The organism is Paenibacillus diazotrophicus (assembly GCF_042610465.1).
This window is the reverse complement of sequence record NZ_JBGJZN010000001.1, coordinates 733295-746774: the sequence shown is the minus strand read 5'-3', so window position 1 is coordinate 746774 and position 13480 is coordinate 733295. Positions and strand designations below refer to the sequence as shown.

Annotated in this window: 10 protein-coding genes and 1 pseudogene; 10 read left to right on the top strand and 1 reads right to left on the bottom strand. The window is 48.5% G+C overall.

Translation table 11 applies throughout. From position 1 onward, the window contains the following. Positions 1–56 precede the first annotated feature (56 nt). The 9 genes from ACAN54_RS03345 (at position 57) to ACAN54_RS03305 (ending at position 11376) form a co-directional block, all read left to right on the top strand. Entirely contained in the window at positions 57–2693 is a 2637-nt protein-coding gene (locus ACAN54_RS03345) for a DUF4118 domain-containing protein (protein WP_379152514.1), read from the top strand. Further along, positions 2686–3402 (top strand): response regulator, encoded by a 717-nt coding sequence (locus ACAN54_RS03340; protein WP_379152511.1) that lies wholly within the window; start codon positions 2686–2688, stop codon positions 3400–3402. Before ACAN54_RS03345 ends, ACAN54_RS03340 begins: the two co-directional genes overlap by 8 nt. A gap of 202 nt (positions 3403–3604) precedes the next feature. Then, positions 3605–3748, top strand: a complete 144-nt coding sequence (locus ACAN54_RS03335; RefSeq protein WP_379152508.1) for a hypothetical protein — start codon at positions 3605–3607, stop codon at positions 3746–3748. Positions 3749–3976: 228 nt separating this feature from the next. Continuing rightward, entirely contained in the window at positions 3977–4054 is a 78-nt protein-coding gene (kdpF, locus tag ACAN54_RS03330) for a K(+)-transporting ATPase subunit F (protein WP_379154139.1), read from the top strand. 53 nt (positions 4055–4107) lie between these two features. Further along, the gene (gene kdpA, locus ACAN54_RS03325) at positions 4108–5784 is read left to right on the top strand and encodes a potassium-transporting ATPase subunit KdpA (RefSeq protein ID WP_379152505.1); all 1677 of its coding nucleotides are present in this window, start codon (positions 4108–4110) and stop codon (positions 5782–5784) included. A gap of 15 nt (positions 5785–5799) precedes the next feature. After that, positions 5800–7833 (top strand): potassium-transporting ATPase subunit KdpB, encoded by a 2034-nt coding sequence (gene kdpB, locus ACAN54_RS03320; protein ID WP_379152501.1) that lies wholly within the window; start codon positions 5800–5802, stop codon positions 7831–7833. A gap of 39 nt (positions 7834–7872) precedes the next feature. Next, positions 7873–8457 (top strand): potassium-transporting ATPase subunit KdpC, encoded by a 585-nt coding sequence (gene kdpC / locus ACAN54_RS03315; RefSeq protein WP_379152498.1) that lies wholly within the window; start codon positions 7873–7875, stop codon positions 8455–8457. A gap of 68 nt (positions 8458–8525) precedes the next feature. Continuing rightward, a complete protein-coding gene (locus ACAN54_RS03310) occupies positions 8526–10862 on the top strand; it encodes a histidine kinase (RefSeq protein ID WP_379152495.1) in 2337 nt (778 codons plus the stop codon). 130 nt (positions 10863–10992) lie between these two features. Next, complete coding sequence (locus ACAN54_RS03305) at positions 10993–11376, top strand: VOC family protein (protein WP_379152492.1); 384 nt, start codon at positions 10993–10995, stop codon at positions 11374–11376. Between the two features lie 106 nt (positions 11377–11482). On the opposite strand, the pseudogene ACAN54_RS03300 reads toward ACAN54_RS03305, so the two are convergent. Then, positions 11483–11638, bottom strand: a pseudogene (locus ACAN54_RS03300) (DinB family protein); the annotation flags it as partial. Positions 11639–11977: 339 nt separating this feature from the next. Here ACAN54_RS03300 and ACAN54_RS03295 point away from each other — a divergent pair. Then, positions 11978–13456, top strand: coding sequence for an Lsa family ABC-F type ribosomal protection protein (locus ACAN54_RS03295; RefSeq protein ID WP_379152488.1), 1479 nt, complete (start codon positions 11978–11980; stop codon positions 13454–13456). The last annotated feature ends 24 nt before the right edge of the window (positions 13457–13480 follow it).

Here is a 13480-nt window from a genome sequence, read left to right as displayed (position 1 = left end):
GTAATAACGTTTTTTTCAGATATTGAAGCTGCGGATAGACAGAAAGAGGGCATGAAATGGCAGTACGGGGAAAGTTAAAAATATATTTTAGCTATGCGGCAGGAGCCGGCAAAACCTGTGCCATGCTGAATGCTGCCCGTGAAGAGCAAAAAGACGGCATAGATGTGGTTGCCGGAATTATTGAGAACCGGGACAGGCCGGAAACTGAGGCGCTACTGGATGGACTGGAACGGATTCCAACTATCCAAATATCCCGGGAAGGAACTGTCTTTCAGGAATTTGATCTGGACCGGGCGATCCAAAGACAACCGGAGCTCATCCTGCTGGATGAGCTGGCACATTCCAATCCTGCGGGAAGCCGGCACAAAAAAAGGTATCAGGATATGGAAGAATTACTGCGTGCGGGAATTGATGTCTACACTACCGTTAATGTTCAGCATATAGAAAGCCTGTATGATATAGTGGCTTCCGTCACCGGCCACACCGTACCAGAGCGTATTCCAGACCGAATATTTGAAAGTGCCGATCAAGTGGAGCTGGTTGATATAGAACCTGATGATCTGATCGAACGTCTGAATAGAGGGAAAATCTCTAATGAACCCCCTCAAGATGAAGATTCTAGCGGATTTAGCCCGGATAAGCTGAATGCGCTCCGCGAGATTGCCCTGCGCTATACATCGAACCAGTTGAACCGGATTGCGCTCCAGATCAGTGCACAGGAGTCTAATCATGAGCATTACTCCAATGAGCATGTTCTCGTATGCCTGTCTTCGGCAGCGTCTAATAAAAAGGTAATCCGTATTGCCGCCAGAATGGCCGAGGCGTTCCACGGAAAATTCACAGCGCTGTTCGTGGAAACACCGGACACGAAGGGACTCACGCAAAAGAATAAGACCGAGCTGAGAGCGAATCTGCGGTTGGCGGAACAGCTCGGCGCTCAGATTGCGACAACTTACGGTGAGGATATTTCAGTACAGATCGCAGAATATGCCAAAACAAGCCGGGTCTCCAAAATCATTCTGGGCCGCTCACACCATAAAAAGAGCTGGTTCGGCAACACAAATGTCATGGACAAACTGGATGCCGTCTTGCCGAATATTGATATTTATATCATTCCAGACACCCAGCCTTCCCTCTACAAAAGGTTTCCGCAATATACGATTTCGCCGCAGCTGTCACTGGCCGACACCTTTATAACCTTTGGGATACTCCTGATCTGCACCTTGATTGGTCTGTGGTTCAAAGCGCTTGGTTTTCGGGAAGCGAATATCATCACAATGTATATACTGGGTGTTCTGCTGAGTGCAATGATTACTGAAGGAAGGCTGTACAGCGCGGCAACTTCGGTATTCAGTGTGATTGTGTTCAACTATTTCTTCACCGAGCCTTACTTTTCCCTGCGGGCGTACGATTCGGGATATCCGATTACCTTTCTGGTGATGCTGTCGGCTTCTTTTATAACCAGTACTCTGACTATGCGGGTTAAGGAGCAGGCCCGGCAATCCGCTCAAAAAGCCTTTCGTACCGAGGTCCTGCTGGAAACCAGCCGCAAGCTGCAACAAGCCAAAGATCCGGCTGCCATTATCAATGAAACCGCGCAGCAAATGGTTAAGCTATTGGACAGAACGGTTATTTTCTATTCCGTATTGCCTGGTTCCCTGGCGGAACCGATGATTTTCCCCAAAGAGGATTCAACTGCCGATCCACACATTTACACAAGTAACAGTGAGCGTTCAGTAGCTGACTGGGTCTACAAAAACAACAAGCGTGCCGGAGCCACCACGGATACTTTTTCAGCTGCGGGCTGCCTGTATCATGCGGTTCGCGGGGGAGACTGCGTGTTTGCCGTAGCCGCCATTGTAATGGAGAATGAAGATCCGCTCGAGGTATTTGACAAGAGCCTGGTGATTGCCATGCTGGGAGAATGTGCACTGGCGCTGGAGAAAGAGCAATTGAATGAAAAACAAAAGGAAATCTCCATCCAGATTCAGCAGGAACAGCTCCGGACTAACCTGCTCCGGGCCATTTCTCATGATCTGCGTACACCGCTCACCAGTATTTCAGGGAATGCCGGTATTCTCATTGGGAATTCCAGTCTGTTGAGTGAGGAACAGAAAACGGGGTTGTATACAGATATTTATGACGATTCCATGTGGCTGATTAATCTCGTAGAGAACCTGCTGTCGATTAGCCGTATAGAAAATGGAAGTCTGAATCTGAACGTTCAGGCAGAGCTTATGGAGGAAGTCATTGCTGAAGCGCTGCTTCACCTGAATCGGAAAAGCAGTGAACACATCATCCGTACCGTTCAGAGTGATGGGCTAATTATGGCCAGAATGGATTCCAGGCTGATTATACAAGTGCTGATCAACCTGCTAGACAATGCAATTAAGTATACGGGAACCGGTTCTCATATCACCATTTCGGTCAAAAGAGATAAACAAATGGTCATGGTTGAGGTGGCCGATGATGGTCCCGGCATATCCGATGAAGCGAAGACTAGAGTGTTCGACATGTTCTATACGGCTGATAATATCCGTGGAGACGGGCGCCGCGGACTGGGCCTCGGGCTGTCATTGTGCAAATCCATTATCCATGCCCATGGCGGCATGTTTGCCGTGCATGATAATTTCCCGCAAGGCACCATATTTCGCTTTACCCTGCAGGCAGAGGAGGTGAACGTTCATGAATAAACCATTGATTCTTGTAGTTGAAGACGACAAACCGATCCGGAAGCTGATTACCACCACACTGGAGACCCAAGGCTACAAATACCATACGGCTGAAACTGGAGCAGCCTCAATACTTGAAGCAGTATCGGGGCAGCCTGATCTTATGATTCTGGATCTGGGTTTACCGGATATGGATGGGGTGGAGATTATCCGAAAAGTACGTTCCTGGTCCAATCTCCCCATTATTGTGGTAAGCGCCCGCAGCGAGGACCGGGACAAAATCGATGCTCTGGATGCAGGTGCGGATGATTATTTGACCAAACCGTTCAGCGTGGAGGAACTGCTGGCCCGGCTCAGGGTGAGTCTGCGGCGCATCCGGTATGACAGTGACAAGCTGTTGAAGGATGCCTCTGTTTTTACGAATGAGGGCCTCAAAATCGATTATGCGGCAGGTTGTGTATGGCTAGATGATGAAGAAATTCATCTGACCCCTATTGAATACAAGCTGCTGTGCCTGCTCGCCAAAAATGTGGGCAAAGTGCTGACTCATAATTACATTCTTCATGAAATCTGGGGCAGCCATACGTACGACATTCCTGCCCTGCGTGTTTTTATGGCCACCTTAAGGAAAAAGATCGAGAGAACTCCCTCTCAGCCCAAATTCATTCAAACGCATATTGGCGTCGGATACCGGATGCTTCAGGTTGGCGATGACAACAAAGCCATTTAGCCGAATATGTGTAAAAAGCGGAAGACCAAGGCTTATACTTACAGCCTTGGTCTTCCGCTTTTTTTTGCCCGGAGAATGATCCTGTTTTCCCTCTTAACCTTAACGTGATCTTTATCCGCTCCAGCAATCCCTAATCCTGAATAAATGACGATAGTGATACGCTGGAAGGGTAGTGAACAGCCGAAGAGAGAAGGAGTTATGTATGAATGAATTTTTGAAAAATGCGGGTCTTATCTCCATCATAGCCATGTTTCTTTTTATTGTGAAAAAATTCTATGACCATTACTATTGGCAAAGCCTGTTCAGTGAGGAGAACGAGGATGATAAGGAGCCTCCTAAATCTTAATACAATCTTAATTCGCTTATAGAATCTCTAATCCTTAACTAATGGCAGAAATGTTACGCTGGATTGAAGTAATAAGGGAGAGAAAATAAAAGATGATAGAGAGAGAGGAGTGGCAAAGAAAATGATGGATGTGTATATGGTAGCAGCTCTGGCGGTGCTATTCGTACTCCTCTACACCTTTGCTCAGTGGTGTGGACATATGACTGATGATGCAAGGGGGACGGAACAATGACTATCGTTATTGCAGCTGCCTTGCTGCTGTTTCTGTATTTGGTATACGCCCTGATTCATCCAGAGAAATTCTAAAAATTCATTCAATGATGCTATAAGAGAGAGTGTCAACTTAAGGAGGGGCCTTCGTGGGTATTGTGCAAATTGCCGTAGTCATTGTCATACTGCTGCTGCTGGTAAAACCGGCAGGAACTTATTTATATCATGTATTCTCAAATGAGCCGAATCGTACAGACCGTCTATTTGGCGGGTTCGAACGCGGGATATTCAAATGGAGCGGACTGAAGAACCGTGAGGGAATGAGTTGGAAGGGTTATGCTATCAGCTTCCTGGGGACAAACATTGTACTGGTAGCCTTCAGCTACTTGTTCCTTCGTCTGCAAGGCGCACTACCGATGAATCCGAATGGAACCGGAGGGATGGAGCAATCACTCACGTTCAATACTGTCATCAGCTTCATGACGAATACCAATCTGCAGCATTATAGCGGGGAGACCGGTCTAACCTATTTCTCGCAAATGGCTGTGATTACAATGATGATGTTCACTTCAGCTGCGAGCGGATTTTCCGTGGCAGTCGCTTTCGTAAGAGGTATTACCGGAAGAGATACGGTCGGGAATTTCTTCGAAGATTTCGTGAAAGCCATCATCCGTATCTTTCTCCCGCTGGCTCTGCTGGTGACATTGGTATTGGTGGCCCTGCAGGTTCCGCAGACATTACAGCCATCTCTTCATGTAACAACGCTAGAGGGTGGTTCGCAACAAATTGCTATTGGCCCGGTTGCCTCACTTGAATCAATCAAGCACCTGGGTACGAACGGCGGCGGATTTTTTGGAGCCAACTCGGCCCATCCATTTGAGAACCCGTCCCCCCTGACGAATGTTATTGAAATCCTCTCGATGTGGACTCTGCCCGCATCCCTGCCTTATATGTACGGATTATTTGCCAAAAACAAACGTCAGGGCTGGTTTGTCTTCAGCGCGATGATGACCTTGTTCGTATTGCTGCTGGGCCTCAACTTTTACGCGGAAACGGCTGGAAATCCGGCAATCAATGCGATGGGTATCGACGCCTCCCAGGGTAGTATGGAGGGGAAGGAGGTCCGGTTTGGGATCGCACAGTCTTCTTTGTTCACAACCGTAACAACGGCGGCAACTACCGGTACCGTTAATAATATGCATGATACCCTCACTCCGCTTGGCAGCATAACTCCGCTGACCCTCATGATGCTGAATAATGTGTTCGGAGGCAAGGGTGTAGGTCTAGTCAACATGCTGATGTATGCGATCCTGGGAGTGTTCCTGTGCGGGTTGATGGTTGGCCGGACACCGGAGTTTCTTGGCCGGAAAATTGAAGCGAGGGAAATGAAACTGATCGCAATCGCAATACTCATTCATCCGCTGATTATTCTGGCACCTACCGCTGCCGCCTTCTTGACCGAGCTGGGTAAAGGGAGCATCTCGAATCCGGGCTTCCATGGAATGACGCAGGTGCTCTATGAATTCACCTCTTCTGCGGCCAACAACGGTTCGGGTTTCGAAGGTCTGGCCGATAACACTACCTTCTGGAATGTACTTACAGGGATTGTCATGCTGCTTGGAAGATATGTATCCATTATCGCCATGCTGGCAGTGGCCGGCTCCATGATCCGTAAGAAGCCCGTTCCGGAGACGATCGGCACGTTCCGCACCGACAATGTCCTATTTACAGGAATTCTAATCGGTACAGTGCTGATTATCGGTGCACTGACCTTTCTGCCGGTGGTGGTTCTCGGTCCGGTTGCAGAATATTTGACCTTACGTTAAGAGAGGGAGAACAAGATGAGTACCATACCTAAAAAGAAACTGCTAACCGGCCCTATCCTGCAAAGTGCGGTCAAGGACAGCTTCATGAAGTTGAATCCGTTGACCTTGGTGAAAAATCCGGTGATGTTCGTTGTAGAAATCGGCACAATTATCGTACTGATGATGGTGTTGGCCCCCGGCTATTTCCATACCGAAGACTCCATAGGTTTCAATATTACAGTCTTTTTGATTTTACTAGTAACTGTATTGTTCGCTAATTTCGCTGAAGCACTGGCTGAAGGGCGGGGCAAGGCTCAGGCGGATACCTTGAAGAAAACGAAACAGGATATTTCCGCGAACAAGCTGGTGGGCGGTGCTGTCAAGATCGTCTCTTCTTCTGATCTGCGTAAAGGAGATATCGTGGTCATCAGCCAAGGAGAACTCATTCCCGGCGACGGCGAAGTCATTGAAGGCCTTGCTTCCGTGGACGAATCTGCGATTACTGGGGAATCAGCTCCAGTCATCAAGGAGGCTGGAGGAGACTTCAACTCTGTCACAGGCGGCACAAGAGTAGTAAGTGATCAGATCAAGGTTCGGATTACCAGTGATCCCGGTGAATCGTTTCTGGACCGTATGATCTCCCTTGTCGAAGGTGCCCAACGTCAGAAAACTCCGAATGAAATAGCACTGAACACGCTGTTAATCAGCTTAACAATTATTTTTCTGATCGTCGTAGTCACATTGCGGCCGATTGCCGCCTATCTGAATGTCGATTTGGAGATCCCTGTCCTGATCGCGCTGCTGGTCTGTCTGATCCCTACTACCATCGGCGGTCTACTGTCTGCAATCGGAATCGCAGGCATGGACCGGGTTACCCAGTTCAACGTGCTGGCGATGTCAGGCAAAGCGGTTGAAGCAGCCGGAGACATCAATACGATGATTCTCGATAAGACAGGCACCATCACCTTCGGGAACCGTATGGCCAGCGAATTTGTTCCCGTAGGGAATGAGAATGAAGCGGAACTTGCGGGGTGGGCAGCAATCAGTTCACTGAAGGACGAGACACCGGAAGGCCGTTCCGTGATTGAACTGATCAAAATACAGGGTCATCCTTATCAGACCGGACTGGCAGAAGAGGCAGAAATCATTGAGTTCCGTGCCGAAACGCGGATGAGCGGACTGGATCTGAAGGATGGACGCAAGGTCCGTAAAGGGGCTGTTGATTCCATGAAGCGCTGGGTCTCTTCCCAAGGCGGGCAGATTCCCGGTAATCTGGACAAAAGATCGAATGATATAGCCGGTAAAGGCGGAACACCGCTTGCCGTTGCCGTTGACGACCGGATATTCGGACTTATTTATCTGAAAGACACCGTGAAGCCCGGAATGAAGGAACGATTTGATGAGCTGCGCAAAATGGGTATCAAAACGATTATGTGCACCGGAGATAATCCTCTAACCGCTGCAACAATTGCTGCTGAAGCCGGAGTGGACGGTTTTATCGCTGAAAGCACACCGGAGAATAAGATTGAAGTCATTCGCCGTGAACAGCAGGAAGGCAAGCTGGTCGCTATGACGGGTGACGGAACGAACGATGCTCCTGCTCTGGCCCAGGCCGATGTGGGGCTTGCCATGAACAGCGGAACCTCAGCTGCCAAGGAAGCGGCGAATATGGTTGATTTGGACTCAGACCCGTCCAAGATTATAGAGGTCGTTGCCATCGGCAAGCAGCTGCTGATGACCCGAGGTGCCCTGACTACCTTCAGTATTGCGAATGACATCGCCAAATATTTTGCAATCATCCCTGCGATGTTCACGCTCGCGATTCCGGAAATGGAGGTGCTGAACGTAATGGGGCTGGGATCGCCAAGCTCCGCTATTATCTCGGCACTGATCTTTAATGCGATTATTATTCCGCTCCTGATCCCCCTTGCCATGAGAGGGGTATCCTATAAGCCGATGAGCTCTGTTAAGCTGCTCCGCCGGAATATATTTATCTATGGATTCGGAGGCGTACTGGTTCCTTTTCTGGGCATTAAGCTCATTGATATGATCGTTAGTATTTGGATATAAGCTATATACGGTTATTAAGACAGAGAGGACGGATCATAAATGAAGAACACTAGTTCTTATATACTCAGTATAGTAAGACTCAGCGCTATTTTTATTATGCTTTGCGGAGTTGTGTACCCGCTGGCTTCCACAGCTATAGCCCAGGTGTTAATGCCTTCACAGGCGAACGGCAGCCAGCTGAAGAACAGTGCGGGCCAGGTGATTGGCTCCGAACTGATTGGCCAGAACTTCACCAATCCTGCGCTGTTCCACGGACGTGTGTCTAGCATCGATTACAAAGCGGAGGCTTCGGGCTCGAATAATTATGGCCCATCCAACAAGGATATGCTGAAGCGCACCAGCGACTTTATCGCCCAGTGGAAGCTGGACAATCCGCAGGTTCCAGTGAATCAACTGCCTATCGATCTGGTTACGAACTCCGGCTCAGGCCTCGATCCGGATATTTCCCCCGCCTCGGCTATCGTGCAGGTTCCCAGAATCAGCAGTCTGACCGGTATTTCTTCGGATAAGCTTGAACAATTAATCCAAGCGCATACGGAGGGCCGCGCTCTTGGATTGTTCGGCGAAGAACGGGTGAATGTGCTGAAGCTGAATATGGCTTTATCTGAATTGTCTGCTCAGTAATCAGGCGGTTACCCTGTTCGTGTCCCTCACGGACAGGGTAATTTATATTCCTATAAGGAGGCCACCGGATGTCCCCGTACAAACGTAAATCTCCGGAAGAAATTCTGTATTCCATTTACCGCCTTCGCCGGGGCCGTCTCAAGATCATCATCGGCTCCGTAAGTGGTTCAGGCAAGACCTATCACATGCTGGAGGAAGGCAAGCTTTTGCAGCAGCAAGGGATCGATGTGGTGATCAGTGCTGTCTCGACGATGCAACGGGCGGAGACTGTACAGCAACTGGTGAATCTTGAGCGCGTCCCCAGCCTTCACTGGATGAAAGACGGCAAGGAGCAGAAGGATCTTCCTGTCGATGTTCTGCTTCAGCGCAATCCTGAGGTGCTTCTGGTGGACAGCTTGGCCCACCGTAATCGGGAAGGAGCCCGTTTCGAGACACGGCTGGATGATATCCGTCATTTGATGGATCACGGCATTAGTGTAATTACAACCATTAACGTATATGAGCTGGCTGGAATGGCCGAAATTATTCAGCAGAAAACGGGTATTTGCGCGGAGGAAACGGTTCCGCTCAATACTCTGGAGCTGGCGGATGAGGTGCGCCTGATCGACGTGTCCCCCGAAACCATATTAAAACGTATTGAAGAAGGGGTTCTTGGCGGAGAGACGCCTCCAGCGCTGACCCGGCGCGGAAATCTTGGCGTCCTCCGTGAGCTCTCACTCCGTCTGGTCGCCGAGGGGGTCAATGATTCACTGGAAAGACACCGGGAGGAGCAAGGACTAATTGGTCCTTCCGGCGCCACTGAACGGATTCTCGTCTCGACACAATATCATTGGAATGGTTCGCTGTATGTCAGAAGAGGACAGCAAATCGCCAAGCGGCTGAACGGTGAGCTTATGGTGGTAACCTTTGTGCTTCCAAAACATCAGTTAACTAAGGATCAGCAGAGCTTCAAACGTGCGATCACGAAGCTGGCCCAGCGGATCGATGCCCGCTTCGAAGAGCTGTCTCTTCCAAGTCTGCGGCTGCTCCCAGCAATATTGGTACGTTATGCCATCCGTAATAACGTCACGCGGATCGTCATGGGGCACTCCAAGAAAAGCCGCTGGCAGGAAAAGTGGCAGGGCTCCATCGCCAATCGGGTCCTACGTAAATCACGGAACATCGATGTATTCCTGATGGCTGACAGGGCAGAGCAGGAAGGGGAACGGATATTGCCAATCAAGCCCGGCTCCAACGGGAAGGAGGAACCTTTTCACCGGTTAACCAGTCAGGAGATGGAACAGAAGATTGAGCGTATTCATCGTGGAACGTTCAAGGTCTATATTGGTGCGGCGCCTGGGGTTGGGAAAACCTATAAAATGCTGCAAGAGGGAAATCTGTTGCTGACCAAAGGCATTGATGTAGTCATAGGTCTACTGGAGACACATGGAAGGAAGGAGACCCAACGGCAAATCGGGGGATTGCCCCTTATTCCGCGGGCCCGCATTCAGTATCAGTCCTCACAACTGGAGGAGATGGACACAGACAGCATTATTGCCCGTCACCCGGAGGTTGTGCTGGTGGATGAATTGGCACATACCAATGTCCCCGGAAGTCTGACCAAAAAACGCTATGAGGATGTTATGCGGCTGCTCGATAACGGCATTTCCGTAATCACAACCGTGAACGTTCAGCATCTGGAAAGCCTGAATGACGCAGTGGCACAACTGACTGGAGTTCGTGTCCGGGAAACGGTCCCTGATGCAGTTTTGAAAATGGCCGGTGAGGTTGAACTCATTGACGTTACACCACAAATGCTGCAGGAGCGAATGCGGGAAGGGAAAATTTATGCAACCGAGAAGGTGAACCAAGCCCTGGAGTCTTTTTTTAAGATTGGGAATCTGATTGCTCTGCGCGAGCTGGCTCTTCGTGAAATTGCGGATGATGTTGATGAACGGCTGGAGGCGTGGGACCGGGAGCCGTCCCTGCGAGGCCCGTGGAGCCGCCGTGAGGTCATCTTTGTGTGTGTCGATCTCGGCCCACGTGCAGAGCGTCTAATCCGCCGGGGCTTCCGTATTGCACACAGACTCAAGGCAGAATGGTATGTGCGCTATGTTCACTGCGGAGGACACCATACCCCCGAAGAACAAAAGCGGCTGGAGTCCCTGCGGCATTTGACGGAACGGCTGGGCGGGAACATGGAAGTGGCTTTGGCGGGCAGCAGTGCTGTTGTGCATCAGCAGCTGCTCAGCAGAATGAATGAGGTACAGACCACTCAGCTGATTATCGGACACTCCCGCAGGCCGCTGTGGCGCAGCTTATTCAAGGAAAGCTTTGTACATTATTTGCTCCGCCATGCAAGGCATATGGATATGCTGATAGTGGCAGACTTTGACCCGGAGGCGGCAGAAGCGGTAAAGTATTGACAGATAGCTTTTTTATCAAACCGACAAACAGATCAATCTGAATAACAGCAATTCATAAGAAAGCATATGCTGATCTGCATGTTATGATAAGAAGCATACAAATCTCAAGTCTCAGACAGGAGGGATTCGCTTGAAACTTTCACATTTTCGTCTGCTGGTGCCAGATGTGCGTGAATGTTTTATATTTTACCGGGACATTATGGGTCTGAAAGTCCTCCACGGTAGTGAGGAGACTCCTTATGCAGAGTTTTATACAGGAGATATCAATCTGGCTCTGGAGCCACTGATGGGGAATGAACCCATTCAAGTCTTGCGTGAACGCAAGGAATTCAGCAACCCTGACCGGGCGGCTCTCATTTTCAAGGTAGATAATGTGGATGCTGTTTACGATCAATTGCGCAGCAAGCATGTTGAATTTGTAAAAGAACCTCACGACACGCCGGAATGGGGCCACCGCGTTGCCTACCTTCGTGACCCTGCCGGTACCTTAATTGAACTTAATCAAGGATTGTAACCATTAATGAGCAGCATGCTTTTTTCAAGAGCATTCCACTTACCGCTTTACGGATGGCCCGCCTGGAGCGGGTCTTTTTGTTGTACTTTTTCTATGTGAAAAGAATTCAAGTATCGAATAACCCTCTGCCAATCAAGTTAGCTTTAACCGGCTTTCTTCCGATTTCCCTTGACCATATAGACATTTGACCGCTATGGTGAATCTCATGGACTATCAAATGCCGCATCACTTCGTCGTATTTATGGGCTTCCCGTTCCCCTTCATCCGTGATATCAATCATAATTGGCGAGTTGAAAATCAGAAATGATTATGGTAAGATGCCTGTAAATTAAAGAACGGAGCTGAAGAGGAAAATGTAGGATTTTCTTGCGGATCTATAAAATAATAAAACAGTTATATATCTGAATCTAAGGTTCAGCTTATGTAGTGCGATGGTTTTCGCATGTTTTATTTCTTTATACGCAAGAAAGTTACATTTCCTTTCACTCAAACGATGGATCCTTAATCTGCCCTGCTGCGGGTATGATGTTCTGTATCTATTTGAGCTGCAAGAAATTAACTTTCTTGTAGCTTTTATTTTTTTATACAGGAGGATCACTAGATGTCACTTATTAATATTACCAACCTTACGTTTGCCTATGAAGGCAGCTACGATAACATATTTGAGAACGTGAATTTTCAGATCGACACTGATTGGAAGCTGGGATTTACGGGGAGGAACGGCAGAGGGAAGACCACCTTTCTACAGTTGCTGCTCGGTAAATATGAACACAGCGGAACTATTTCTGCGAATGTTGCTTTTGAATACTTCCCTTACCCTGTCCCGAACAAGGAAGAGCATACGCTGGATGTCGTGAGTGAAATCTTTCCGGATTATATCCATTGGCAGTTTATGCGGGAGCTTTCTTTGCTTAAGGTAGATGAAGACGTTCTATACCGTCCTTTTGCCTCATTGTCCAATGGTGAGCAGACGAAAGTGCTGCTGGCCGCTTTGTTTATTAAGGAAAACAGCTTTCTACTCATCGATGAACCTACCAATCATCTAGATATGCAGGCCAGGAGACTGGTCAGTGATTATCTCAATACCAAAAGCGGCTATATTCTGGTGTCTCACGACAGGTCCTTTCTGGACAATTGTGTAGATCATATTCTGTCTATCAACAAGACCAACATTGAAATTCAAAAAGGAAATTTCTCGAGTTGGTGGGAGAATAAAAGACACCTGGATAACTTTGAACTGGCACAGAATGAGAAGCTCAGAAAAGATATTACGCGTCTCGCGGATTCTTCCAAACGGACAGGGAACTGGTCACACGAAGTGGAAAAGTCCAAAAATGGGACCCGAAACTCCGGCTCCAAGGTGGATAAGGGCTACATTGGCCACAAGGCTGCAAAAATGATGAAACGTTCCAAATCTATTGAACAAAGACAGCAAACAGCAATTGAACAAAAGTCCAGGCTGCTGAAAAATATCGAGAGCGCCGATAACCTGGAGATTTCACAGCTTCCATATCATAAAAACATTCTTACAGAACTAGAACAGGTCGCTATTTCCTATGGCGAGAAACAGGTCTGTTCAGATGTGACTTTCACAATTGAGCAAGGGGATCGCATCGCGCTTACGGGAAAAAATGGCTCCGGTAAATCCAGCATCCTCAAACTGATTTGCGGCGAGGATATACAATACACAGGCAGCTTTACTAAGGATCGTCAGCTCAAAATCTCCTACGTATCCCAAGACACCTCGCATCTACAAGGCAATCTAACGGATTTCGCCCGGGATAACGGGATAGATGAGAGTCTTTTCAAATCCATCCTAAGAAAGCTTGATTTCTCTAGAGTACAATTTGAGAAGGACATTTCTACTTTTAGCGGCGGTCAAAAAAAGAAGGTGCTGATCGCCAAAAGTCTGAGTGAGCAGGTTCACCTGCATATTTGGGATGAGCCGCTAAATTTCGTCGATGTCATTTCACGGATGCAGATCGAAGAGCTGCTGCTGGAGTATGAACCCACCATTCTGTTCGTAGAGCATGACCGGGAATTCTGCGGCAATATCGCTACGAAGATTATTGAGCTATGAGTTTGTTTAAGGAAGGGAAGAAAA

Excerpts from the sequence above, each read along its gene's own strand:
- kdpC (WP_379152498.1), top strand. The coding sequence starts at position 7,873 with ATGAAGAACACTAGTTCTTATATACTCAGTATAGTAAGACTCAGCGCT.
- ACAN54_RS03335 (WP_379152508.1), top strand. The coding sequence starts at position 3,605 with ATGAATGAATTTTTGAAAAATGCGGGTCTTATCTCCATCATAGCCATG.
- kdpF (WP_379154139.1), top strand. The coding sequence starts at position 3,977 with ATGACTATCGTTATTGCAGCTGCCTTGCTGCTGTTTCTGTATTTGGTA.
- ACAN54_RS03345 (WP_379152514.1), top strand. The coding sequence starts at position 57 with ATGGCAGTACGGGGAAAGTTAAAAATATATTTTAGCTATGCGGCAGGA.
- ACAN54_RS03340 (WP_379152511.1), top strand. The coding sequence starts at position 2,686 with ATGAATAAACCATTGATTCTTGTAGTTGAAGACGACAAACCGATCCGG.
- ACAN54_RS03295 (WP_379152488.1), top strand. The coding sequence starts at position 11,978 with ATGTCACTTATTAATATTACCAACCTTACGTTTGCCTATGAAGGCAGC.
- kdpB (WP_379152501.1), top strand. The coding sequence starts at position 5,800 with ATGAGTACCATACCTAAAAAGAAACTGCTAACCGGCCCTATCCTGCAA.
- ACAN54_RS03310 (WP_379152495.1), top strand. The coding sequence starts at position 8,526 with ATGTCCCCGTACAAACGTAAATCTCCGGAAGAAATTCTGTATTCCATT.